This is a genomic window from Cyanobium sp. CH-040 (assembly GCF_024346135.1).
GTDB lineage: Bacteria > Cyanobacteriota > Cyanobacteriia > PCC-6307 > Cyanobiaceae > NIES-981.
On the sequence record NZ_JAGQCJ010000014.1, the window covers coordinates 14,058 to 38,579 of the forward strand.

A 24,522-nucleotide genomic window follows, 5' to 3' on the forward strand; every position below is an offset into this window, starting at 1 on the left:
GGACTCGATCCAGACATCAAGGTTTATTCTAAATTTGGTTTCAAAGCTGTCTGTATCGACGATGAATATTTTTGGGAAGCAGCAACCGAGATAGACTTTCGACAATCCGAGGCAAAGCGCCTAGGATGCTCTCCCGAAGATATAACTGTCAATATTTCTTCTTCTTGCAGCAATGCAACTCCTACTAGCTGCAGCGGCTTGTGCGTAGGCCCGCAGCCTTTCTGCACAAGAGTTTACAACCCTGACACAGGCCATTATTACTGCACATGCAGATAATTGGTTATTGCGTTCAACTGAAAACCCTTGGTTCTTCCCTTGACCGAAAATACATTTTACTAAGCGAGGCCTTGACAATTCACGGTCCCCGTTGAGTTTTATCGCGAGGCTACTTTTATGCCTTGCTGACATTTCTCGTTGATCAGTTGTCGAAGCTTTCCCTAATCGATTCGTCCGTGCTTTTACAGTTGTGTGAGTTGAGTAGAATATGTGCGCGGCAAGCCAACTATCGCTAGAGCCGACACCGCCTGCTAGGGAAACCCTGGAAAACCCAGCCTGACCACGGGATAATGGTGCTGTGATCACAGGTCAGGACTTGGTTGATGGGCGGTAAGCAGCTGGGATTTGGCGATTACGAGCAGACCACCGCCAAGAAGCGCACCAAGCGTGAGAAGTTCCTGGCTGAGATGGACGCGGTGGTGCCCTGGCAGGCCCTGATCGCTCTGATTGAGCACCACTACCCCAAGACCAGCGGCAAAGGCGGCCGTCCGCCATACCCGCTGGCCACAATGCTGCGGATACACCTGATGCAGCAGTGGTATTCGCTCAGTGATCCAGCGATGGAGGATGCCTTGATCGAAGTGCCGACGATGCGCCGGTTTGCGGGAATCGACATGCTCAGCGACCGGATCCCCGATGAGACGACGATCCTGGCCTTTAGGCACCTGCTGGAGAAGCACAACCTCGGCGAGCAGATTTTCGAGACCGTCAAGGTCCATCTCAGGGAACGGGGTATGGCCATGAAGCAGGGCACGATCATCGATGCCACCTTGATCGCCGCCCCCAGCTCCACCAAGAACAAGGCTGGTGAGCGGGATCCGGAGATGCACCAGACCAAGAAGGGCAACCAGTGGTATTTCGGCATGAAGATCCACGCGGGCGTGGACAAAGACTCAGGCCTGATCCACTCCGTCGTCACCACTGCCGCCATCGTGCATGACCTCGCCCCAGCAGCTGAGCTGCTGCATGGTGGGGAAAAGGTGGTCTACGCCGACGCTGGTTACCAGGGAATCGCCAAGAGGCCGGAGATGGCAGGCAAGACAACGGAGTTTCGGGTGGCCATGCGTCCCGGTAAGCGGCGAGCACTGCCCGATACACCTGATGGCCGGCTGGACGATTTGGTGGAGACAGCCAAGGCCCACATCCGCGCCAAAGGTGAGCATCCATTCCGGGTGATCAAGCAACAGTTCGGCTTTCAGAAGACCCGCCTGCGCGGCCTCGCCAAGAACCGCTGCAAAATCAACGTGCTGGCAGCACTGACGAATCTGTTCCTCGCACGGCGTCAGTTGCTTGTGTCTTCATGATCAGGGGAGTGGTGTGCCCGTATGAGGCCATTCACGGGTGCAGGGCAGCGCAAAAGGGGCATAAGATCACCTTGATTGAGCACAGATCAGTCCCTGAGCACAGCCGTAGGAGCAATCCGGCGGTGTCTGATCTCAGGAGCCGCTCAAGCCCCTGTTGCTTAGAGCTTCCCTAGGCTTTCGATGCACGTCGACAGAAAGCTAATGGATAATGCGGACTCGCTCCGAGAATGGGTAACACTCGTGATCGCAGCCTATGGCGCGCTCCTCAGCACGTTGAATTTCTGCCAGAGACTTAGGGACAAAGAAGAAAGGCTTATGCTCGTGCCAAGCAATTTGCAATTCGCGTGAGGCGTTGTTCGCCCTGGCATACATGCTATCAATGCAGGCGAGACAAGTATTGGAATTCGCGATGTGGGCTATTGCAACAAGTGGGCGCTAGCCAGGCGTCGAGCCAAACGAAGAAATGCAGTAAAGGAAAGCCTGTGGTGGCTATACACAGCTCCCGGAAGTGAATGCTGCATCAACCCTGCAGATCCAGTGATTCTACCAAAGAAAGCCATAGACATACCCTACGTAGGGCCAATCAGCAAAGACTCAGGCGAGGAGTTAGACTACTTTTATGTTCAGACGACCACCGGGAAGATGTTCAGGATTGAGCTATCCAGAATCCACAGAGAAATACTTGCTCTTTGACTTGAGAGTTTTGTGATCAAGGCCGCTGAAGCAACTCTCGGAGGGAATTCGCGGTGACCGTCCAGTTGAACCTGGTATGAGGCCGTCACAGAATTCTGGACCCTAGTGGTCAGCTCCTAACACTCCGCACAAGCCTGCGTCTAGGCATTAGAGAACATGCCTCGCCAGGTGGCCGACTGAGTGAGGATTCCAAGCCAATACTCCTCCACACAGAGAAGACCTGGACGGTCGCCCTACGAGAAAAGTATTTAAACGAGGAAACAATAAGTCTTGCCGTACTTTGTATTCGGAAACTTGGCCTGACCACAGGCCTTCCTGAGACACAGTCGTGAGATGATTCAAGGGCGCATTTTGAGTTAACCAGCAGATCCTAGAAGTCGGGCGAGAGCATCAAGATAACATTTGGCCACCCTTTCCGCCTGGTTTTCAAGATCCTCAATAATACTAGAGGTTACCTCGGCATCATTCTGGAGCCTCTGGATCCCTATTAACTCTAAGCTCTCGAATCCAGATAAGGAGTCCGAAAGCCCATGGAAGGCTCCATTGAGACCTTCGAGTATCTCAAAAATGGCATCATTTAGCTCCTGGAGATCATCAAGCTGCTCATAGTCGCCATGGACTTCGCACAGCGAGAGGATATGATGCCATGCTTCATCTCTGCACCTTCTATGCTCAGTTCGCCAATTCTCCACAACGTTAAGTCTTGTCCATGAACCGTGACGCATCCTACGCGAAGTTACTTCGCCTCGGCACGGCCAGCTGCGCGAGATCATCCGGCTGGCCCCACGCTTAATCGGGTTAGGAAGCTGGCCGGACTGGAGCTGGGACGACGCAACCTGGCAAAGCAAACGTCTCTAGAATCATAAGTTTGGGAGGCAGGGCAATTCCCAGATGTTTGTAACAGTCGGGGAATGGAGGCTGCGCCAACAGTTGTCAGTTGACAGGCCTTGGTGCGTAGGTCATAGAGTGTATTCCTGCCAATTGGGATTTTTGAAACAACTCAGTTGTGTTTACCCAGCCGTGCGCTGGTGTGTCCGGTGTGCGATGTAAAGTCCCCCTTGGCTCACTGCATAGCGTCGTCCTTTGCCTGTGTATAGTCATGGGACAGGCAGAGACACTGCAGAACAGATAGATGCAAATGTAGAAAGAACGCGAATACCTTTATGTCGACGCAAGCTTTTTCTAAGTGTTCAACTTTGGGTAGGGACTCATAGCTGCACCAAAAGGACCAAATGTCAACTCCCTAGCTGTTCTGTCTCAGCGGGTTGCTCAGGCGCCAATGTGGGCTGAGAATGCTACGCCTTAAGGTGCGACGGACCAACACCGACCTCAGGCCTGCATGCACTCCAAGGCCATGGCACCCCTATCTCAACATAGACGCATGCAACTCTAATGCGCGCGGCGACGAACACTTGTCCAGGCAGCCTGTTCCTCCCTTATCTTCTCAGGGCACCAAAGAACACGACTTGTCCTGCCTGGCAGTGTTTTAATAAAATGAACACCAGGCTTTAGCTTTCCAATCTGGCGAAGCCTATAGAGCGAAGCGCGCGAAATACCAACTTCAGCAGCGGCCTTCTCCGCACTCACCCAAGGCCCCGCATGTACTGCGGATGTCATGTGAAAGGTAAGTAGAGCTTGACAGCCTTCTGGAGATAGCGTCATTGCGCCGCTTTCGGCTGCGGCACCCTGCCTCACGCAGAGCCTAATAGGCGTTTGCCTCACATCAGGCCCAGGCCGTGGGTTGCTGATGCGCCCGCCAGGAAGGACATCTGGCGTCCATAAACCCTACACGGGCCTGTCTCATTTCGTCAACTGCCGGTGGTTGAGACCCCTCCGGATGGCTTCGTCGATTGTCACCTTATCGACCCAGGAGCCGTAGACCGACTGATGCGTATTGACAGAGTGGCCCATCAATGCAGCAGCAACCCTGGGGCTTAGTGCATAGGTCTGATGTGCTCTTAGGGCGTAGCCATGCCGGAAGCCGTAGACAGTGCAGCCCATTCGTGCAAGTCGCTGCCAAGCCTCCTGGCGCACGAGGTAACGCCTGGCGGCATCGGCAACCCCTCCACCAAACGGGGGCAGCGCCTCTCCCGCCGTCAGCCGCTGCCGCAGCTCCCACTCCTCCTCCCACTCAGGATGAAGCGCCCTCAGTGGCCGAGGCTTGGTCACCCCGCCCCCGCTCCGCTTCTGGTAGTCACACCAGAGCTGACCATCGGGCCGGAGGCGCAAATGCAGTACTTCGACAGGCCGCAGCCCATAGGCAGCGATCAGCCGCAGTGCGTAGCCCCACCGCTGGCCAGCCGCATCACCGGGCAGAGCCTCCAGCAACCCCAGGATCTGCTCGTCGGTGAGCGGGACTGCCACCTCGTTCTTGGCCAGGGCTTCGCCAACGAAGCGGGTCAGGCTGCTCGGCGGTGTCCAGCGATCAGGCGGCAGGAGATCCTCGTCACAGGCCCAGCGCAGCATTGCTGCAACGTGCTGCACGGCGATCTGACGGCGGCGGGAACCTGCATCCCACTTTTCCCCGAGCTTGGAGAGCAACTCCTTGGCGTTGCTTGCCCTCTCGACCACTTGGACCAGCCGCTTCTCGGTCTGCCTGTAGTCCTTCGCCCAGGTGGTGGGCTTGATCCGCCCGCTGCGGACCTTGTCCTCGCCGAAGCGGGTCCAGAGGGTGAGGAGGTCAGGGTTTTCCGCTGGAGGTGTGGGAGCCACCTTCTGGCCTCCGGTGAAGGGGGCCGCTGCCTCGGCCAGCGACGCTCCGCCTACAACCTGCTCGGCGATCCGCTCCACGGCCGCCTGAATCTCCCGAGCCTGGGCCGGAACCCACGCGAACGGCAGCACTACAGAGCGGCGGCTCCCGTCATCAAAGCGGACGAACAGCTTCGCCTTGCCCCTCATGGGGCTGATGCTCCAGGCTCGCCCGACGGAGACGAGGAGGTTGGCCCGCAGCCCTCGCACCCACAGAGCGGAGGCCGCATCCTGCTGCTTGGACGCCATGAGAGCTGATAGCTGTGAGAGCTGGGTGAGAGCTGAGAGGAGCCTAATCGGGACGGACAGCGACGAGCTGCGACAAGCGGGCCGCCAGAGGCACCCCAGTGACCAGAAGCCTTGCGGCGCCAGATATCAGGCCCCATCAGGCATGACAGGCAATCACCACGTATGGTGGTGGGCGGCGGGGCGTGGCGCAGCTTGGTAGCGCGGGTGCTTTGGGAGCACTAGGTCGCAGGTTCGAATCCTGTCGCCCCGACTGACTTCTCAGGGATCTGCCCTCCACAGTGCGCACAAACCGCGCAAACCGGTAGGCCGATCCTTGCGCTGTTTCCTGGCGGGCTCCGGAGGCCGCAGAGGTGGGCGTGCAGGTTGCCTCAGTGTGCGCGGGGTGGCGCAAGGGCTACGCAAGCGGTTCCGCCGCGCTCCGCCGCCCATGCGCTCACCCGCGCGGTCACTTCGGCGTCCTTTGCGCCCTTCACCACGTCCGCATCCACCACCAGCCGCAGGAAGTTCGATGGCGCGAAGATCGAGGCAGGGTGCACCTGCGCCCGACTCCTCGACTTCGATGGTTGCGCCGTCCATGGTCAGGGTGGTGGTGAGATCGCCGGCGTGCAGGAGCGATTCGATCAGGTCGCTTGATGGGTCCTGGCGCAGACAGTCCAGGAACAGCTCGCCCTCGTCCCCGGGAGTTCGCCGAAATCACCGGATCCCTCTTTGGCCATGAACAGCACCAAGCCAGGGTGCTTGGCCGGCTGCACAAGCGCTGCCTGCACCGCCCGCGACAGGCGGCCATCCTCGGCCCATCCAGACGAGGTGCAGCATTGGTAGCAACAGCTACATTTCATGTCCGGAGCCCGCCCGGCCCGTGCGCCGCGCCGCCGGCATTCCTAGGACTCAGGAAGCAGCAGAATGGGCATGGCCACGAGCGACTTCCCTCGTCACTTCGAGGGCAGCCTGGATGAGTTCAAGCAACGGCAGCTCCTGTTCGCGCTCACCCGCCAGCTCGCCGAGGCCCAGTTCCTGCGCGGCGACCGGCAGCGCACGGAGCGGCTCTGGCAGGAAGCCGCGGCCGAGAACATGGATCCGGAGCGGATCATCGCCCTGCTCTACGGCGTCGAGGACCTTGGCGACACCGCGGCCATGGACGAGCTGGATCGCCCCTTCCGTGACCAGCAGCGGCAAGCCGCCCTCAGGGCCCGCTCACCCCTCAGCCGGCTGTCGCACTTCACGCAGCGTTATCCGGCAGCTCCCCACCGCCAGAGAACCGCAGCGCGGGCCATGGCATCAGCTGGTCGCAGCCACTGACCCGTGCTGTTCCGCTGCTGATCACGGTCCAGGCGCTGGCGGCCACGGTGTGGACCGGGGGCCATCTGGCGCTGGCCGGGGTTGTCACCCTGCATCGCAACATCTGCACCGGCTACGTCATGCCCCGGCCCGCTGCCCCCCGGGCGGATGGAGGCAGCGCAGCACCCACCACTTCTTGATGGTGGAACCTGCAGATCAGGAACACGATCAGGCAATGGGTGTTGATGCTCATTGCTTCGCACAAACGGCTGATCCGGCGTCCTCTTCATGGTCTTTGCAGGTCACAGGACTTGCCTCATGGGCAGCGCGGCCTATCTTGAGAGCGGCAAGGTTCAGCCCCGGTGAGCTCCCTGGGGCTGTTTTTCTTTCTCGCTGCTGCCTTGCTGTCTGTACCTTGCTGTCTGTAGAGGTGAAGGTCTTCCCCTAGAGACAAATCAGCCCTGTCCAAGTCTATTCCGCAAATAGCACCTCAACAGGCTCACTGCCGTCCAGCCTGAAGAGCCGCGCCAGGGATGGAGCCGCCGCCGCTCCTGCCCACCCCACGCAACGCCAGGATGGGCAAAACAGGACTGCCGCCGTGTTTCTGAACCCGTTCTGCCCCCTGAGCACCGCCAGGGTGCTGACCCTCAAGGCCACGGTGCTGCTGCTGCTCACCCTGCTGATCAAGGCCAGGGTGCAGATCAAGGCAGCCTCAGCCCTGGGCATCGTCCTGCTGCTGCTGCAGACCCTGGTGTTCCTGGCCGTCAGCGGTGGCCTGGTACTGGCCGCCGGTGGCGCAGCGCTGTTCGCGGCACAGCAGCGCCGGCCGGCGGCAGGCTGATCGGCAGCGATGGCCGTTGAAGTCGCCCTGGCGATGCTGCAGCGGCACGGACGCTGGCTGATGCAGCTGCGCGACGAGATCCCCACCATCGTCGCCCCCGGCTGCTGGGGGCTCTTCGGCGGGCATCTCGATCCCGGCGAAACCCCCGAGCAGGCCCTGCGCCGGGAGCTGCTGGAGGAGATCAGCTGGCAGCCCCCCAGCCTGGAGCTGGCCATGGTGCATCACATCCACCGGCGCACCGCCCATGTGTTCCGCTCTGAGCTGTCGGTGCCGTTGGAGCAGCTGCGCTTGCTGGAAGGCCAGGACATGGCCCTGGTCAGCGCCGAGGAGTTGCTCGCAGGAACGATCTGGAGCAGCCGTCTGCAGGAGCACCGCCCCCTGGCCGATGGCCTGCTGGAGGTGATGCAGCAGGTGCTGGTGGAACCGGCCTGAAGCCAACACGGCCCGGCGCGTGCGAGAAAGCCGGGGACGGGCGGCAGTGGATCCGGATCTCCGGCGACACCTGGCTGTGAATGTGCTCCAGCAGCTCCGGCAGGCCAGGAACCGCACCGGCATGGGCCATCGACCTCAGGGGGGGGCATGGTCAGGGCCACCGGGTCAAGCCATTGGCCGTGTCCACTGCAGCGGGGTGCCGCTGGTCAAGGGGGAACCGCCCTGCTCGCCCCACCGTTGGGCTCAGCGATCCGCCAGCACCAGCACCACCACCGAGCGCTGCTGGCGGGGCCCGTCGAACTCACGGAAGTCGAACTCACAGATCTTGTAGATCCCGAGCAGGAGAAAGACCTGCTCATCCACCTCGGCCTTGCGTGCACCATGGGGATGAAGCGGCGAATCTCCAAAGACTTACCAGACGTGAAGGAGATGCGGGATGAACCCTGCCTCCCGGAGGCCCTCGATCAGCTCAAGCAGCGCCGCCAGGAAGACGAAGACCGTATCGTTGATGATGTGGCGGCGAAAGAGGACGGGATTGGCCTGCCACTGCCGGGGCTCGGAGAAACGCCTGAAGGAGGGGAAAAAAGCGGGCGTCTCCCGCACATAAGCCACATAGGCATCGCCAAACAGCTCGCGCAAGCGGATCCCTTCACGACGGATGATTCCGGGGTAATAGATCGCAAAAATCAGCCCGAAGAGCAGTGGATAGAATAGGGTCTCAGTGCAGAGGCCAATGCCAATCACTCCCAGGGCACTGCAGAAATACAGCGGATTGCGACTGAGAGAGTATGGCCCTTCAGTGGTAAGGATGGAATCCTTGCGGCCCGAAAGATAAAAGGAACACCAGATGCGGCCCGTGCAGGCAATCGCCACGAACACCAGGCCAAGCGCATAGAGAAGTGTTGCAAACGCGTCGTAATGCAGCTCCCAGTTGCTCTGGGTCATCCCGGCAATCAACAGCAGCAGGAGTCCCATCGCTTTGGACAGGCGGGTCCTGGCCCGTTCCCAGCGGCTCTTACCCGGAGATGCAAGCTTCTTGGATGCAAGGGAACTGTCGACCATCAACGCTTCATCTTCAATCCCTCAGCCTAATGGCCTGGCAACCTGCTCTCGATCGTGCCAAGCCGAAGCCCAGCATCCAGGCGAGGAGAGAGGCCTGGAAGACTCGTTCATGATTCGCTCCCGACAATCAACTGCCGCACAATCCATGGCGACATGATCTGCAGGAGCTCGCGGTGATGGTCAATCCATAGGGGCGGAGGCGCCCTGGGCAGTAAGGCCAGGCATCGCCGGCATGACCAGCAGCAACTTCCACATCCACCGTCAGCACTGAGGCCACCGTCATGGTGGCGTCAATCATGCGAGCGACCTTCAGGCTCCTGGGATCCGGGGCCACGTTGACGGCACACCCACCGGCAGGCTGCTGAAGAAGCAAGCCACCAACGGCACCATGGCACCATCGCGCGCAACGTTCAACTCTGGCCAGTGCAGGTGAAGCGATTGACACTCAGCCTGAACCCGCCAGGCCGGGAAAACCCCTGCCCAGCCCCGCATACAACATCTGCATGGCAATCGAGGCCAGAGATGAGGGGGATGCCCAGGCAGTCAGAGACCAGCAGAGTGACCGCCACCGTGACAGCACAGATTCGGGCGATGGCCAGCTCGCTCTTGCGGTCTCCGGTTGTGAAGGAGAGAGAGATTGGCAGATTGCCTATCGGATTGGCGACCAGGAGCAGACCCACGGACGTCGCCGCAAGGGGCATAAGGGGAAAAGCCGCGCATCATGGTTCCAGCTGTGTTGTCCGCCCAGCAGTCAACGCTTCACAGCCAGCGCAAGTTCTGAGCATGCAATTCATCCGCATGGGTAGGGTCATGGTCGGACGAGGAAAAGCCATCTGATTCACCCATCAGCAGCGCGGGGAGGTCTTCCTTCTGGCGGGGTGGGCGAGGGGGTGGCAGCGGAACGCAGCTCAGGCCGTCGGCGGCAGGAGCGAGCAGGGCCTCCAGGTGAGCCATGGCTACTGGCGGATGGGCTGAAAATCTGGCCCCCTGCGTCCCACCCAGAGGGCCTGCCAGGCTGGCGCCATGACGGATGGGGCCAAGGCACCCGCCAGGAGAACCGCTTCCTGGTTCAGCCGGATCACGATGCCCAGGTCGGTGCCGCTGAACGAACTCCGCGTCTTGCATGACCCCCACCCATCCCAGTCCCGCCTGCGGCATCTGTCGGCTTCACGACGATGCCGCCAGTGCCGACGCCTACGAGATCGCGCGCACCGAACTCTGGCTGCTGCGGCACCATCCCGACCCGGCCCCCCTGGCCGGCTGGCTGCTGCTCGATGCTCGCCGCCACCTGGCCGGCCCGCTGGCCTTCAGCGACCGGGAGGCACTCAGCTGGGGCCAGGCCGTGCGGCATGCCAGCCAGCTGGTGCAGCGACTCACCGGCTGCGATCGGGTGTATGCCATCGCCTTCGGCGAGGGAGCGCCGCATCTCCATCTGCACCTGATCCCTCGCTGGAGCACCGATCCACGCACGGCGGCCTGGAGCGTGGCCGACCTCTACAGGGCGGTGGCCGCCGGCCAGCGGCCAGCTGCCGATCCCCAGCGTGTCCAGGCACTGGTCGCCCGCAGCCGTGCGTGGGTCGAGAGCAGCCAGCTGGAGCAGGTCACGCCCCCATGACGACCCTGCTCCCGCAGTGCACCAAGGCCTCCGGATTCAGGCCCGGCGGCGGCGGCGGCATGGAGGTCGGAGGGAGAGGGCCAGTCGTGGCGATGGAGCCGAGGAACCACCGCCCTTGTTCCCTCCTCAGCGTGCGGGTTCCACTGGAAGACGGAACATGACCGATCCCTACGCCGGATGCGTGGATGTGAACGGCACGCGGCTGTACGTCGAGGTGGCGGGGGTGGGAGATCCGCTCGTGCTCATTCATGGATTCGCGCTGGACGCCCGCTACTGGGATGGGCAGTTCGAGGCGTTCTCCCAGCACCATCGGGTGATCCGCTACGACCGCCGCGGCTACGGACGCTCGGCCAATCCCACCGCTGAGCCCTACTCCCATGTCGACGACCTGAAGGCACTGCTGGAGCATCTCGGCGCCGGGCCGGCCCATGTGCTCGGCCATTCGGACGGCGCCTATGTGGCGGTCGACTTCGCGCTGGAGCACCCCTGGTTGACGCGCTCCCTGATCGCCGTGGGCAGCGGCGCCCGGGGGGTGGACTGGCCCACGGATCTGATGGCTCCCGTCGAGCGGGTGTTCAGCGCCGCCCGTGAACAGGCACGGCGGTTCGGACCACGGGCCGGCAACGAGGCTTTCCTCACGATCGAGATCCTCCGGACCTCGCTGGAGAATCCCGCAGTCTCAGCCCGTCTGAGAACCCTGTTGCTGGACTATCCGGGCTGGCACTGGTGCAACGCCGATCCGGAGATCCCCCCCGATCCACCTGCCGCCCAACGGCTTGGCGAGCTCGGGGCACCGGTCTGCCTGATCGTCGGCGAACGCGAGCATCCCGGCAATCTGCTGGAGATCGGGTTCACCTGCAGGCACATCCCCCAGGCCCGCCTGGTGGTGATTCCAGGCGCCGGCCATGCCGTCAACCTGGAGGCACCCGCCCGTTTCAACGAGACCGTGCAGACCTTTCTGGAATCGGCCGGACCCGGGCAGGCCAGCGCCAGCTGAATTCAGCGCCAGCGCTGCCGCAGCAGGCGCAGACCGTTGGCGATCACCAGCAGGCTGGTGCCCATGTCCGCGAACACGGCCTGCCACATGGTGGCGCTGCCCAGCAGCGTCAGCACCAGGAACACCCCCTTGATCCCCAGCGCCAGGGCGATGTTCTGCCAGAGCACGCCCATCGTGCGGCGCGACAGGCCGATGGTGTCCACCAGACGCATCGGGTCGTCGTCCATCACCACCACATCGGCGGTCTCCATGGCCGTGTCGCTGCCGGCGGCGCCCATGGCGAAGCCGATCGCCGCGCCGGCCAGGGCCGGGGCGTCGTTGATGCCATCACCCACCATGCCCGTGGGGCCGCGGCGCTGCAGATCGGCAACCGCCGCCAGCTTCTGCTCGGGCAGCAGCTCGCTGTGCACCTGTTCGATGCCGACTTGCCGGGCGATCACCCGGGCAGTGAGGGCGTTGTCGCCGCTCAGCATCACCAGCTCCAGGCCCAGCTCCCGCAGGCGCCGCACCGCCGTCGCGGCACTGGGGCGGGGCTGGTCGGCCACGGCGATCAGGGCCAGCACACCACGCTCATCGGCCAGCAGGCTGACGCTGCGGCCCTGCCGCTCGTGGCGCGCCATCCGCTCCTCCAGCTGCGCAGGCGCCAGCCCCAGCTCTGCAATCCAGCGGTGGCTGGCCAGGCGCAGCGCTCGCCCGGCCACAATCCCGGCCACGCCGCGCCCGCCCGCGGCGCTGAGCGCCTCCACGGGCAGCCGTTCGCCATCGAGGCCGGCGGCGATCGCGCGGGCGATCGGGTGGTCGCTGCGGCTGGCCAGCGAGGCGGCCCACTGGCGCAGCTGCTCGATCGGCACCCGGCCGTCGATCGCCTCGAAGGCCTCCAGGCAGGGGCGCCCGGTGGTGAGCGTGCCGGTCTTGTCGAACGCCAGGGTGCGCAGGCGCCGGGCCTGCTCCAGGTACAGACCGCCCTTGATCACGATGCCGCGCCGGGCCGCGGCGGTGAGGCCGCTCACCAGGGTGACCGGGGTGGCGATCACCAGGGCGCAGGGGCAGGCGATCACCAGCAGCACCAGGGCGCGGTACACCGCCTCGAGCGGCGTCAGTCCCAGCAGCGGCGGTGCCAGCAGCGCCACCGCCAGGGCGAGCACGAACACCGCGGGGGTGTAGCGCGCGGCGAAGCGATCCACGAAGCGCTGGATCGGCGCCCGCGAGGCCTGGGCCTCCTCCACCGCATGGATGATCCGCGCCAGGGTGCTGGTGGACACCGTGCTCGTGGCCTCGATCTCCAGGGAGCCGGAGGTGTTCAGGCTGCCGGCGAACACCGGATCACCCCGTTCCTTCTCCACCGGCAGGCTCTCTCCCGTCACCGGCGCCTGGTTGACGGCGCTGTGGCCGCTGCGCACCAGCCCGTCGAGGGGGATGCGCTCGCCGGGGTCCACCCGCAGCCGCTGGCCGACGGCCACGGCACTCACCGGGATGCGACTCCAGGTGCCGGGCTGCAGCTCGGCGGTGGTGTGCTCGGGGGCCAGCTGCATCAGGCGGCGGATGGCCTGGCGGGCGCGGTCCGCGGCCCGGGCCTCCAGCGCTTCCGCCAGGGCATAGAGCGCCATCACCATGCCCGCCTCGGGCCAGTGGCCGACCGCGAACGCGCCGGTGACCGCCACCGTCATCAGGGCATTGATGTTGAGCCGGCCCTGACGCAGGGCCGCCAGCCCCTTGCCATACACCGGCAGGCCCACCAGGGCGATGGCCGCCGCCGACAGCGCCAGCACCAGTCCCTGCACCGCCAGGGCCGGCGGCAGCAGATGGGCTGCTTCCGCGCCGGCAGCCAGCACCAGCGCCGTGGTCATCCGCACCCAGGGCAGCGCCTGAACGCTCGGAGCCGCAGGGCCAGAGGTCGTGAGCGGCCGCGGTGGATAGCCCAGCCGGCGCAGGATCGCCTCCGCTTCCGCCAGCGCCGCGGCATCGGCCCTGATCGCCAGGGTGCGGCTGGCCAGCTGAAAGCGCAGCTCCGCGATGCCGGCCACATCCCGGAGGGCATGGCGGATCTCGCTCTCCTCACTGGCGCAGTCCATGGCCTGGATCTGCCACAGCACCGCAGCCGGCTGTTCCGAGCCGCAACAGGAGGGCGAACGGGCCATGACGTCCGGAGCGCTGGTTCTCAGCTTCACCCCTGGACGCCTGGGGCACCACTCAGTCGGCGATCACACCCTGGCGGCGGAACAGGGCGTCGAGGTAATGCTGCACCACGGCGGGCTCCTTGCAGCCCTGCTGAAACAGGAACCCAGCCACCGCCGACTGCAGCAGCCGGTACTGGTCCCAATCGGGATGCGCAGCGATGAACCGCCGCATGGCGTCGTACAGATCCTCCGGGAACTGGTTTTCCACACTCACGTGGGGTGCCATGGCATCCGGAATCGCCGTCATTCAGGCAGTCGCGCTGATCCCCTCCATCAGCCCACAGCAACCGCCTGGGCGTCAACGGCCGAACCAGGCATGAGATCCACCCGGATCACGGCGGGATTCCTTGCGGTGCAGTCGCTCTCAGTGGTCTCCGGTAGCGGGCGCGACAGCAGCTGCCCCGCTGTCAAGGGCTTGGCGTTTTCCCCGCTCCCTGGCGCAGGAACTCATGGCGCCGTGAGTCTTGCCTGAAGGCCTGGGGAAAACCTGCGGAAAACGGGTGTCTCCAGGGGAAGCACGTGACCCTTCAGGGCTGCTGATCGGTGCTGTCGCCCCAGCCAAGCAATCGCGATCACCGCCTGTTTCAGGCCGCAGCGGCTTGACGAATCGGGCCATCGCGGTCGGAGCGGAAGCGCACCAGGGCGGCAGGCGCCGCCGCCTGCAGGCCGGCCAGCAGACGCTTCAGCACGGCGGTGCTGAGCGGCGCGCCGTTGCCCATGCCCTCCCGGCTGCTCACCAGCACTCCTAGGTCGCCTCCCGGACGGAACTCCAGCAGCACCTGCACCGTCAGCGCCCGCGGGCCGGTGGTCAGGGCAATCGAGGTGTTGCGGCTGTCCAGCCAGGTGAAGGTGCCGCCCAGATCCCCGGCCAGAGCAGCCATCGCGGCCCGCAGCCGCTCGCCATCGGCGGCAGGGGCGAGCAGAGCTTCCAGGCGGGCCATGGCGCAGGCAGGTGACCAGCCATTGTCACGGGATGGCGTGATCCCTGCCAGTGCTCTGCGGCCTGATCGCAGCTCGAGCGCAGGCGCACCCCTTCTCTCGCCCGAGATCAAATCCTTGCCCTGCCCGAAACCGTGGCCGATCGGCCCGGCAGCGCTGGAAGTCAGGAAAGCTCCAGCAGCTCCTGCAATCGCTCCCGCATGCGATTCACGTCCTGGCGGCGGGGACTGCGCACATAGCCCCTCTGCTCCAGGCAAACCATCCGGCCCTGGTAAGCCAGAGTGGTCAGACAAACAGCCAGCAGTGCTTCACTGATCAGCGACAGAGTCCTGAGTTCCAAAAGCCGAATGCGACGGAGTGGCATGAGGTTAAAAGCTCTATTTCAAGGCTCTGATGCCTAATTCACACACGCATGTTGCCGTTGAAACAGCTACCGGTAGTGCGCCCAGGATCAACGCATGGGTACGGCCACGATGCGCCCGCAGGCAGGATGGAGACACGGCAGCGGCAGCCGCGGAACCTGACCGCCACCCTGCAGGCGATGGAGCAGCAGCTGCGCCGGCATTCGGCCCTGGAGGATCTGGGGCCCCTGTTCGGCGCCGAGCCCCAGGGCCGCCAGCCCTGAAGCCGAGCACGGGCAACACGGTGCGCCAAGAACTGTGCACCAAGAACTGTGAGCCCGCCGTGATCTCCTGCGGAAGGCGACGCACCTTTGGGGAGGATTGGCCGGCAGGCACCCGCACGCATGTTCTTTCACATTCGCCACGCCCTCCGGTACGCCTACGGGCGGGCGGTGTTCCTCGAGCCCACCACGCTGCGGCTCACCCCCCGTAGTGATCCAGCCCAGCGGCTGCTGCACCATGAGCTGCGGGTGACGCCGGAGCCGAGCGGCAGAACTCGCGTGCTCGAGGCCGACGGCACCGAAGCGGTGGTGCTCTGGTTCGCGGAGGTGCAGGAGCAGCTCACCCTCGAGGTGGACATGGTGGTGCGCACCCTCAGGGAGAACCCCTTCGACTGGATCATCACCCATCCGGCGGCCCTGGGCCTGCCGGCCTCCTACCCGCCGGATGAAGCCCTCTCCCTGGCGCCCTGCCTGGAGGGTGTGACGCCCATCGCCCATCCGGTGCGGGAGTGGGCGGCGGAACTGGCGGCAGCGGTGGACGGCTCCGCCAGCGCCTTCCTGATGCACCTGGCCGACACGATCCACCACGATTTCCATCACATCGGCAGACCCGACGGCGAACCGATGCAGGCCGTGGAAACGCTGCGCAGCCGCTCCGGTGCCTGCCGCGACACCGCCATGCTCTACGTGCAGGCCTGCCGCAGCCTGGGCCTGGCCGCCCGCTTCGTGAGCGGCTACTCGATGCACCACCCGGAGGAGGTGAGCGAGCACGAACTGCACGCCTGGGCCGAGGTGTATCTGCCCGGGGGCGGCTGGCGCGGCTACGACCCCAGCCTCGGACTGGCGGTGGCCGACGGACACGTGGCGCTGGCGGCAGCCCCCGACCATCACCTGGCGGCACCCGTGAGCGGCCGCTACCGCGGCACGGGGGTGAACTCCTCGATGCGCTACGCGGTGGAGGTGCGCGCCGCCGAGAGCCTCGAAGCGCTGAAGACGCTCGATCGCGACCATCCCCTGCAGATGCCGGCTCCGGAGCAGTGGCTCAGCGGCGAGGCCGCGGCAGGCACCGGCACTCAGGAGGATCCGAGCGAAAACTGACCTGACGCGCCCGGAGAAGCGGCTGCGGCGAGCTGGTCCAGGAGGTTGCCCAGCAGCAGGCGGTTGCGCGCTTCGATCACCTCGCCCCAGCGGTCCAGATCCGCCATCACCCGCTCCACCCCATCCGGGCCGTGGGCCCGCCGCACGAACGCCGGCACCGCCGCCACCCAGGAGCGGGCCAGGGCCGGGGTGATCTCGGCGTGGAACTGCAGCCCCCAGGCGCTGGGGCCGATGCGAAACGCCTGCTCCCGGCAGGCCAGCGACGATCCCAACACCACCGCCTCCGCGGGCAGGCGCACGCGGTCGCCGTGCCAGAAGAACACCGGCTCGCAGACCTGCAACCCAGCCAGCACGGGCTCCCGATCCGCGGCGGCGAGCCACTGCACCGCGCCGCAGCCCACCTGGGGCAGGGCCCTGGGCGGGTCCCCCTGCAGCAGGGGTTCCACCCGGCCGCCGGCAGCATGGGCGAGCATCTGCGCCCCCAGGCACAGCCCCAGCACGGGAGCCCGCTGCCGCAACCGGGCGGCGATCAACCCCAGCTCGGCGCCCATCCAGGGACAACCGGGATCCTCCCGGTCGGCCACGCCCATTGTGCCGCCGAGCACGACCAGGATCTGACCCGGCACCTGAGGCGGTGGCAGGGGATCACCGCGATGCAGGCGGCACAGCCGCAGGGTCCAGCCCCGCGCCGCCACCAGCTCCGGCAGCGAGCCTGCACCCACCAGCTCCTGGTGCTGCAGAACGAGGATCTCGGGAACGACACGTGCCGGCATGACGGTTCGCGGCCACGATCGGGACAGGAGTCTTCATTCTCATCGCTTTCACCAGCGCTGGATTGGATATCGATCCCGGTGAGCCTGGAGAAGCTCCGAAGATCCTGCGGCTCAGGTGGAAACGACCATGCCCTCCCGAGCAAAGGTTGTCTCAGGGAACACATCGCGACAGGACCTCTCGGCGGCGCGGAGAAAATCATCGTCGTGATCCGGGTCGTGGTGTGTAACCACAAGCTGCTTGACATTGGCCCTCATGGCCACCTCAAGAGCCTGTTCATAACTACTATGACCCCAGCCCCTTTTAGAGGGAAGTTCGGCCGATGAATATTGGCCGTCATGAATAAGAAGATCTGCGCCCTGAGCAAGCTCCACAATGTTTTGGTCGATGGTTTCTCCGTGCTCGATATCTGTACAAAACACAAAGGACTTGCCAGCTCGCTCGTAACGGTAGCTGTATGCGCCGCCTGGGTGACTATGCCTGACTGCCGTCAAGACGACAGGAACATCGTCTGGGGGGACAAGCGTTTGAGTACTATTCTCCATCAGCAGAAAATTAAAGTGGGCACCCATGTCTCCGAGAGCGACGGGGAAATAGATTTCCTGCATTTGCACAGCAAAGATATCCCTGAGTCGACTAACCTTTTCACTGCCACCCTTGGCCAGAATATTAATAGTCATTTCAGGGTTGTAGGCAGGCGCGAAAAAAGGCAGGCCCTGGATATGATCCCAGTGAAAATGCGTAAACGCCAAAAAGATATCTTTTTGATCGGTGTCCATGGCGAGAAAGTCGGAGCCCAGCTGCCTGATGCCAGTTCCAGCATCGATGACACCGATTCGCCGTGTCTCTGGTGCCATGATCTGAATGCAGGTAGTATTCCCACCAAATTCAATGTACTTGTCACCTGAGACGGATATTGAGCCGCGAACACCGTAAAATTTAATCTGCATTCGTCTGGCCGGCACGGCTTGGCGACTCCTCAATGTTAGCGATTGCCATGAAAGGCACAAGTCACAATGGCCACCAATCGACAGGCGCCGGGTTGGTGCACCGAATCCTGGATGACAGGGGCTCCATTGATGAATGAGTCAGCTGTGCCGATGGTCGCCAAGGCTACACGCCGGGGCTCGCATGAACGCAGGTGCTCTCCTCAAGTGGGGGAAGGTTCTCTCAGGTCGCGATTGCACAGGTCGCGATTGCAGGGATCAACAGGCTGGACGGCCGAGGAGAACCCAGAAGATCCGATCAGGGGAGAATAAGGCTTGGGAAGGGCAGTGATCGGTAGCGATGCCACAACATTACCCCGATGCCACCATGATGATCACGAACCAGCAATAGAGTGGTGTCATGCAGTTTAATCCGATAAGAGGAGAGAATCGTGAAGCCTGCAAAGTCAGAGCTCGGCGAAACCGGATCGAGCACGTCGCGACGGTACGCTTCGCCTGCTGAAGCGAGCCAACAAGGATATTCCAACTGTGCTGGGGCACTGCCCATGGGACCCTGGAGACGGCTGCACATTTCGCCGACACTGGCCTCCCTGCTGACTGGACTTGTGATCGTGTCAACCTTGATCACAGGTGCGGCTGTTCTCAGAGGATCCAGGATTCTGACCAAAGAGCGACAGGAGGAGCGTCTGAGAGACATTGCTGAATTGGTTGCAGCAGAACTCGATCCAGATGAGCTGGCCAGAATTCAGAATCCCGATCAGATGGACGAGTCCTATTTCAGATTAATCAATAAGCGGTTGGTGGCAATCACAGAGAGCTCGAATCGCCCGAGGCTGAAAGGAATCAAATATGTCTATATCGTGAGAAAGGTGAAAGGAAAACCCATGGACAGATACTCAAGCTATGCAGTCGTGGTCGATGGCACTGCTCCCACTGAAGAGGGGTTTCTTGCGCCAGGGCAGATCATGCCAACATCCGACAGCACCGATGCACTGCACAGGGTGTGGGAGGCAAAGCAGTTTGTAATCGATCGCCATTTTGTTAAAGATCAGTGGGGAACCTGGCTTTCAGGCTATTTGCCATTGGAAAAGCGGGATGGCAGTTTTGAGGCAGTCTTAGGTATTGACATTGATGCCGAGAGTATCAACGAAGAGAGGCTTCATATCCTGATGCATTTAATGCGCGGTTTCGGAGTCGGACTGGTGCTGATCCTTCCTGGTGTTGTGCTCTTCGGTCGACGTCTGGCACGACCCCTACAACAGATTGAGCACCGTCATCAAGCTCTTTCAAGCCTGGATCTGGAAGGCCCAGAGATGAATAGCCCAATTGAAGCTCAGTGGATTCAGGAAATCCATGCGATCAACAGGTCACTACAGAAGATGCAAGGTGCGCTGGGAGCATTCAGCCGCTATGTACCTGTTGATCTGGTGAGAAGACTTGTCATCGGTGATGGGAGTATGTGCCTGGATGGTGAGACGCGTGAGTTGGCAATCATGTTCAGCGATATCGTTGGCTTCACAAGTCTTTCTGAGAATTTAACGCCAAAAGAAACATTGTCCTTGCTCAATGAATACTTTGAGATTTTTGATCGCACATCCAAGGAGACCAATGGAACCCTGGATAAGTATATTGGTGATGCAGCCATGGTGTTCTGGGGAGCACCCGAACCAGTTCCCAATCCAGCGCTTCAGTGCCTCGAAGCTGCGTTGCGTTGTGACAGGGAGATCCAGATGCTCAATAAGACGTGGCATCTTAAAGGATTCAAAGTAACCTTTGAAACTTGCTTTGGGCTTGACTTTGGAGAAGTCGTGGTCGGCAACATTGGCTCAAACGATCGCGTAAACTATACGATCGTTGGTGCAAGGGTTAATCTCTGCAGTCGCCTGGAACACCAGAATCGTGTCTATGGAACCAGGGTCCTTGCCACTCGGTCTTTCATTGATTCGCTAGGACCGCATAAAAACAACTATACAATTGTAAAGGTAGATGTCTGTCGCCTTCGCGGCTTTCACCAGTCAGTGGAGGTGTTTGAAATCCGTGGCCATTACACTCAGTCTTCGCCGGAGGAGCGGCACTTTGCAGATGTCGTTGAGAAGATCTGGAGCCGACCGCGAGGCCTGGATGCAACAAAAGACATCGAGCTACTGGATTCATTACCAAACAGATACCAACAAATTCCCTATATACGGCAGCTAAGGAATTGTCGGACTCCTCCACATAGTTCTGTCAATATCAGAGACTCCGGGAAAGCATCCGAACGAGATTGACAACCTCAAAGATCACGGCAACCATTCGTCTTTCATTCAGCAGTAACCCCATACACAGTCAAACTTGACCCTGCCGTCGGAAGGGAGAAGCAGAGTACGGCGGACTAAATTCTCATGTTCAAAGCTCTCATCAGCATTGAGAATTACAAACTTACAATGGATAACTTCACCCGCTGTCTGCGTAAAGGGAACTTCAGCAATCCAAGTGTTCCGATTGACGTATTCCAGTCCATACGCTTTGCTTAGATCCCATTCGCCCAGTTCAGGGCAATCACCGGTAATACAGAGCGATTGTCCCGGTCTGGTTTCAACACCATTGAGCTGAAACACCGCAACAGTCTGACCACATACTCTTGATCCGGCATTGACAAGCACATGCATGGAAGCGGGTTTCAGCTGCAGATCCACAAGACTGCCATCACGTATAGGAAAGGACTCACCACTGATCACGCATTGATGCTGTCCATCTGGGATCGTGAGGTGCTTGACAGTGATCGTGGCTTGCTCTCCCTTGTTAAAAAGACACAGCGCCCATGAATCGCGATAGCGTCGTTCAAAGATATAGATATCTTCCGAGAGAAAACGCTCCTGACAGCCACCAAGACTGAGTGCTTGGACTGTTCGCCGAAGTCGCGACATCGCCGCGACCAGCTTGAATAGCCTAGAATCCGTGTCAAACGACGCCATCATTGGGCGGTTATAGGGATCTTGCCCGCCATCAGTGTTGTTGACAAGATATTGCTCAGTACCATAGAAGAGACAGGGTACCCCGCGAAGGGAAAACAGCAGAACGGTTGCCATTTCCAACATCCTCTCGTCAGGACATATTGAAAGGAAGCGTGGCATATCGTGGTTGTCTATAAAGGTAACCAGCTCGTTTGCTCGCTTGTATACATAGTCAAAGCTAAGCAAATATTCAACGAGCCTAAAGCCACCAGATTGCTGACCGGAGAATGCAAATCTGATGGCATCACAAAGCCCAAAGTCAAGGATTGACATGCCAGTATCGTTGGCATACGCAACAGTCCGAGGATCCCATGGCTTACCAAATCCATATTCACCAAACATGAAGAGATTTGCTCGATGAGCCTTCATGTCTGAGGTGAACTCCTGCCAAAACCAGATCGGCATGTGCTTAAGAGTATCAACTCGGAGAGCATCAACACCCACATCAATCCAGCTCTTGATTGCAGACTTTATGAAGTTACGAAAGTCGATGTTCTTCTCATTGAATGTTGCCAGTCCAGCCATCTCACCATGGATCAACTGGAACTCGTCGTCCCAGTCGGTTATTTCAGGATAGTGGTAGTAGAAGTTCTTGTCATCATGATAGAAGTCAGCAATAAGCTTCCCATCGTCAAATACCTTCCCTTTGCTGCCGTTGATATCAGGCGAACTGTGGTTGCAAACGACATCCAGAATCAACTTGAGACCGGCCCCGTGAAGTGCCGCTACCAGGTCGGCCAAAGTCGATGAACGATCTAGCGTATTGCAATCATCGTGACGTATAAAGCGCGGGTTGATTCTACGAAAGTCTTTGGTCCAATAACCATGCATGGGAGCACGGTCAAATTGCATATCGTCTACCTGTTCAAACAGAGGCGAGAGCCACACGGCGGTTACGCCAAGTTCTTTAAGATAGGGTACTTTCTGAATGATGCCATCAAGATTGCCGCCCCAGTACTTACCCCAATGCAGCCACATTTTGTCATACAGCCCTTCTTTCTCTCCTCGGTCCCATAGACCTGCCAGCTCCTCCTCATCACTTGTAGCATCATAAAAACGATCTACAATGACAAAGTAAATTACCTCTTCCCGGAAGTCAAGTTCACTAGTCGAGAGGTATCCAAGTTCTGATGCTGCCTGAGTGGCGCGATGCTCAGCCATCTGTGAGACCGTGCGCAGGGGTCATTCCCAAGCTATGGGCATTGCATCAAACAATCGCAATCTGCAATGATTGAACGCAATCCAGCAGGGGCGGACAGCCGTTCGAGCCAGACACCTATCGACCTCATGTCAAGTCGACAGAGCAGACCATCCAGCCTCTGCAGATATGGATGACATCGTCAAGGGCTGATCAAGGGGTAGGACACGATGAGGTCGCCCAACCATCCAACGCCACCGGAGGCCAGCAAGCCTCACAGCACTCGGAGATTGCTTAAGGACACGTCCTCGCAATCAACGGATTGGAGCTCGAAAATATTATGCTTGGATCTGTTGGACTTCGCCAGCGCACGGGTCGTCTCAACCACTGCCATGGGCGACTCCCAGATTGATCACGGCCCCCTCTGCAGCCGCACTCACCCTGGGCAGACCGATCCGATCGGCGAATCCTCGGCGGAGCTGCTCCAGGGACTCATCGATGATCAGATCTGTTCGCATGGGGTCATGGTGTGTGAGAACCACATGTTTCACTCTCCCCAACCGGCACAGTTCCACAACATACTCGCCAACACTGTGACCCCATCCACGCTTGAGACTAAATTCGCCAGCATTATACTGAGCGTCATGAATTACGAGATCGGCATCTGCCAGGAATTTTGCATGGGCGTAATCCCGTGGGTCAAGGATCTGACAGGAAGTTGAAACCTCATTGCCACAGGGTTCATGATCACACGCATAAACCAGAGCCACGCCATCAGCCTCAATGCGATAACCGAGTGTTGGACCAGGGTGGTTCAGAGATCGTGTGGTGACGGTCGCCCCACCAATCTGGAACGTCCCCTCCTGAAGATCATGAAAGTGAAGTCTGGCCGTCAGCTGATCCAGCGTGATCGGGAAGAATGGGGGCGACATCTGAATGGCAAAGGCCTCCCTGGCTGTTCCCTCCAAAGGTTTGGGAGCATAGATGTTCCAGAGACCGTCAGGTGCATAAAGAGGAGCAAAGAATGGCAAGCCCTGGATGTGATCCCAGTGCAGGTGGCTGACAAGAATATGGCCTTGCTGCGACGGCGGCGATGAGGCCATCAGGCTTGCACCCAGGCCACAGGCACCGCTACCGATGTCAAGGATGAACAGTTCTCCCGCTTCGGTGCGCACCTCAACACATGTTGTGTTGCCGCCATAGCGGAGCGTGTGCGGCCCAGGCGTTGGAATCGACCCCCTGGTTCCCCAGAACCTGACCCACATGGCCAACATGGCAAGACAGGACAAATCTAGGGATATCAGCTACAAAATCCAACTCCTGCAGAGGAAGAGAAGACTTGCGCTAGGTTCCGTCGAGGTGTGTGGCGTTGAGCAGTTTGATGCGCCGCCGAACCAGTCCGCATGGATCCAGCAAGGTGGTGGCATATTGCAATCAGCTTGTCGCGATCCAGAGACCTGACCGTGACGAGCCTGGTTCAGGGTTGACAGACCCGGGGAGACGCCGGGGAGGTGGAGTCGGGGACTCTTGACAGGCAGCTGCAGCCTTCACAGAGGGCAACCGGCGGCAGGGGCAGGACCGGAACGATCCCGCCCCTCGGACTCACTCCTCCTCGTCGGCGCCGCCGATGGGAACCAGCTTGATCTGCTTGCGGCCCAGCTTGATCTCGAATTCGTCGCCGGGCTGGAGCCCCAGCTGGGCGGTGTAGGCCTTGCCCACCAGCAGGTTGCCGTTGAACTGCACCTTGGTGACGTAGCTGAGCTTGCGGCCGCCCTTGCCCCGGCCCTGGCCGGCGCCATCGCCGAGACTCACGCCCTTGGCTTCCAGCAGCGCCTCGTAGAAGGCGGTGAAGTTGAGGCGCTCGGTGCCGTCCTTCTTGGTGCTCACATAGCCGCATTCGCGCACGAGCTCGGATTTTGACGCGTCGCCAAGCTCCTTCACCCGGGCGAGAAGTTCCTGTCCAGTCAGCATGGTTGACCCCATCAACATCCCGAGCATAGCCAATCACCGGACGATGCCATCCCGGCCGGATCGCCAGAGGTGGATCCGGATTCGGTTGATGCCTTGATCCGCCGCATCTGCCCCGTGGGGGAGTGACCTGTGATGGCGCAGGGCATACCGCGAACCGGACGCATCCGGCGGCCCTTCGCTGAGCGGAACCGCCGCCCAACGCCCCACCCGGGCGCCAGCGGCGCCGTCCCATGCGCGCGGTGAGCATGCTGCAGAACGGCAGCACCTGCCCATAGAGCCATCCCCGGATGCGCGGCGGTATCCGCAGCACGAGGGATCCGCAAACGGATTCCACTCCACACCGGTGCAGTTTGGTCTGGCCTGGCCTGAAG

At 61.1% G+C, this 24,522-nt stretch carries 20 protein-coding genes and 1 tRNA gene; 10 read left to right on the forward strand and 11 right to left on the reverse strand.

Going from position 1 to position 24,522, the window contains the following annotated elements; translation table 11 throughout:
* The first annotated feature begins 599 nt into the window (after window positions 1-599).
* A complete protein-coding gene (locus KBY90_RS12025) occupies window positions 600-1,580 on the forward strand; it encodes an IS5 family transposase (protein ID WP_254968890.1) in 981 nt (326 codons plus the stop codon).
* Window positions 1,581-4,073: 2,493 nt separating this feature from the next.
* On the opposite strand, the gene KBY90_RS12030 is transcribed toward KBY90_RS12025, so the two are convergent.
* Window positions 4,074-5,270 carry a hypothetical protein gene (locus KBY90_RS12030; RefSeq protein ID WP_254968891.1) on the reverse strand — a complete coding sequence of 399 codons (1,197 nt, stop codon included), beginning with the start codon at window positions 5,268-5,270 and terminating at the stop codon, window positions 4,074-4,076.
* Between the two features lie 176 nt (window positions 5,271-5,446).
* Here KBY90_RS12030 and KBY90_RS12035 point away from each other — a divergent pair.
* From KBY90_RS12035 to KBY90_RS12050, 4 genes are all read left to right on the forward strand, one after another.
* Window positions 5,447-5,520 (forward strand) — tRNA-Pro (locus tag KBY90_RS12035).
* A 659-nt stretch (window positions 5,521-6,179) separates the two neighbouring features.
* Window positions 6,180-6,569 (forward strand): hypothetical protein, encoded by a 390-nt coding sequence (locus tag KBY90_RS12040; protein WP_254968892.1) that lies wholly within the window; start codon window positions 6,180-6,182, stop codon window positions 6,567-6,569.
* A 577-nt stretch (window positions 6,570-7,146) separates the two neighbouring features.
* Window positions 7,147-7,389 (forward strand): hypothetical protein, encoded by a 243-nt coding sequence (locus tag KBY90_RS12045; RefSeq protein WP_254968893.1) that lies wholly within the window; start codon window positions 7,147-7,149, stop codon window positions 7,387-7,389.
* A gap of 9 nt (window positions 7,390-7,398) precedes the next feature.
* On the forward strand, window positions 7,399-7,821 hold the full coding sequence (locus tag KBY90_RS12050; RefSeq protein WP_254968894.1) for an NUDIX hydrolase: 423 nt from the start codon (window positions 7,399-7,401) through the stop codon (window positions 7,819-7,821).
* Window positions 7,822-8,232: 411 nt separating this feature from the next.
* Here KBY90_RS12050 and KBY90_RS12055 read toward each other — a convergent pair whose 3' ends face one another.
* Both KBY90_RS12055 and KBY90_RS12060 read right to left on the reverse strand, forming a co-directional pair.
* Complete coding sequence (locus tag KBY90_RS12055) at window positions 8,233-8,883, reverse strand: isoprenylcysteine carboxylmethyltransferase family protein (protein ID WP_254968895.1); 651 nt, start codon at window positions 8,881-8,883, stop codon at window positions 8,233-8,235.
* A gap of 759 nt (window positions 8,884-9,642) precedes the next feature.
* Entirely contained in the window at window positions 9,643-9,837 is a 195-nt protein-coding gene (locus KBY90_RS12060; RefSeq protein WP_254968896.1) for a hypothetical protein, read from the reverse strand.
* A gap of 169 nt (window positions 9,838-10,006) precedes the next feature.
* Here KBY90_RS12060 and KBY90_RS12065 point away from each other — a divergent pair, with 169 nt between their 5' ends.
* Window positions 10,007-10,498, forward strand: coding sequence for an HIT family protein (locus tag KBY90_RS12065; RefSeq protein ID WP_254968897.1), 492 nt, complete (start codon window positions 10,007-10,009; stop codon window positions 10,496-10,498).
* A gap of 157 nt (window positions 10,499-10,655) precedes the next feature.
* A complete protein-coding gene (locus KBY90_RS12070) occupies window positions 10,656-11,495 on the forward strand; it encodes an alpha/beta fold hydrolase (RefSeq protein WP_254968899.1) in 840 nt (279 codons plus the stop codon).
* Window positions 11,496-11,497: 2 nt separating this feature from the next.
* Here KBY90_RS12070 and KBY90_RS12075 read toward each other — a convergent pair whose 3' ends face one another.
* The 3 genes from KBY90_RS12075 to KBY90_RS12085 form a co-directional block, all read right to left on the reverse strand.
* The gene (locus KBY90_RS12075; protein WP_254968901.1) at window positions 11,498-13,633 is read right to left on the reverse strand and encodes a cation-translocating P-type ATPase; all 2,136 of its coding nucleotides are present in this window, start codon (window positions 13,631-13,633) and stop codon (window positions 11,498-11,500) included.
* Window positions 13,634-13,685: 52 nt separating this feature from the next.
* On the reverse strand, window positions 13,686-13,919 hold the full coding sequence (locus KBY90_RS12080; protein ID WP_254968903.1) for a DUF2811 domain-containing protein: 234 nt from the start codon (window positions 13,917-13,919) through the stop codon (window positions 13,686-13,688).
* A gap of 337 nt (window positions 13,920-14,256) precedes the next feature.
* Entirely contained in the window at window positions 14,257-14,613 is a 357-nt protein-coding gene (locus tag KBY90_RS12085; RefSeq protein ID WP_254968904.1) for a hypothetical protein, read from the reverse strand.
* A 488-nt stretch (window positions 14,614-15,101) separates the two neighbouring features.
* Here KBY90_RS12085 and KBY90_RS12090 point away from each other — a divergent pair, with 488 nt between their 5' ends.
* Window positions 15,102-15,236, forward strand: a complete 135-nt coding sequence (locus tag KBY90_RS12090; RefSeq protein WP_254968905.1) for a hypothetical protein — start codon at window positions 15,102-15,104, stop codon at window positions 15,234-15,236.
* 120 nt (window positions 15,237-15,356) lie between these two features.
* Window positions 15,357-16,331 (forward strand): transglutaminase family protein, encoded by a 975-nt coding sequence (locus KBY90_RS12095; protein WP_254968906.1) that lies wholly within the window; start codon window positions 15,357-15,359, stop codon window positions 16,329-16,331.
* Here the strand turns inward: KBY90_RS12095 and KBY90_RS12100 are convergent.
* Together KBY90_RS12100 and KBY90_RS12105 are read right to left on the reverse strand one after the other, a co-directional pair.
* Window positions 16,307-17,104 (reverse strand): type 1 glutamine amidotransferase, encoded by a 798-nt coding sequence (locus KBY90_RS12100; RefSeq protein WP_254968907.1) that lies wholly within the window; start codon window positions 17,102-17,104, stop codon window positions 16,307-16,309. The two genes, KBY90_RS12095 and KBY90_RS12100, sit on opposite strands and share 25 nt — an antisense overlap.
* Window positions 17,105-17,215: 111 nt before the next feature.
* Entirely contained in the window at window positions 17,216-18,052 is an 837-nt protein-coding gene (locus KBY90_RS12105) for an MBL fold metallo-hydrolase (RefSeq protein ID WP_254968908.1), read from the reverse strand.
* Between the two features lie 608 nt (window positions 18,053-18,660).
* Between KBY90_RS12105 and KBY90_RS12110 the strand changes: the two genes are divergently transcribed.
* Window positions 18,661-20,316 carry an adenylate/guanylate cyclase domain-containing protein gene (locus KBY90_RS12110; protein ID WP_254968909.1) on the forward strand — a complete coding sequence of 552 codons (1,656 nt, stop codon included), beginning with the start codon at window positions 18,661-18,663 and terminating at the stop codon, window positions 20,314-20,316.
* A gap of 36 nt (window positions 20,317-20,352) precedes the next feature.
* On the opposite strand, the gene KBY90_RS12115 is transcribed toward KBY90_RS12110, so the two are convergent.
* The 3 genes from KBY90_RS12115 to KBY90_RS12125 form a co-directional block, all read right to left on the reverse strand.
* Window positions 20,353-22,203 carry an alpha-amylase family glycosyl hydrolase gene (locus KBY90_RS12115; protein WP_254968910.1) on the reverse strand — a complete coding sequence of 617 codons (1,851 nt, stop codon included), beginning with the start codon at window positions 22,201-22,203 and terminating at the stop codon, window positions 20,353-20,355.
* Between the two features lie 357 nt (window positions 22,204-22,560).
* Window positions 22,561-23,454 carry an MBL fold metallo-hydrolase gene (locus tag KBY90_RS12120; RefSeq protein WP_396122583.1) on the reverse strand — a complete coding sequence of 298 codons (894 nt, stop codon included), beginning with the start codon at window positions 23,452-23,454 and terminating at the stop codon, window positions 22,561-22,563.
* A 328-nt stretch (window positions 23,455-23,782) separates the two neighbouring features.
* On the reverse strand, window positions 23,783-24,151 hold the full coding sequence (locus KBY90_RS12125; RefSeq protein ID WP_254968912.1) for an AbrB family transcriptional regulator: 369 nt from the start codon (window positions 24,149-24,151) through the stop codon (window positions 23,783-23,785).
* Between the last annotated feature and the right edge of the window lie 371 nt (window positions 24,152-24,522).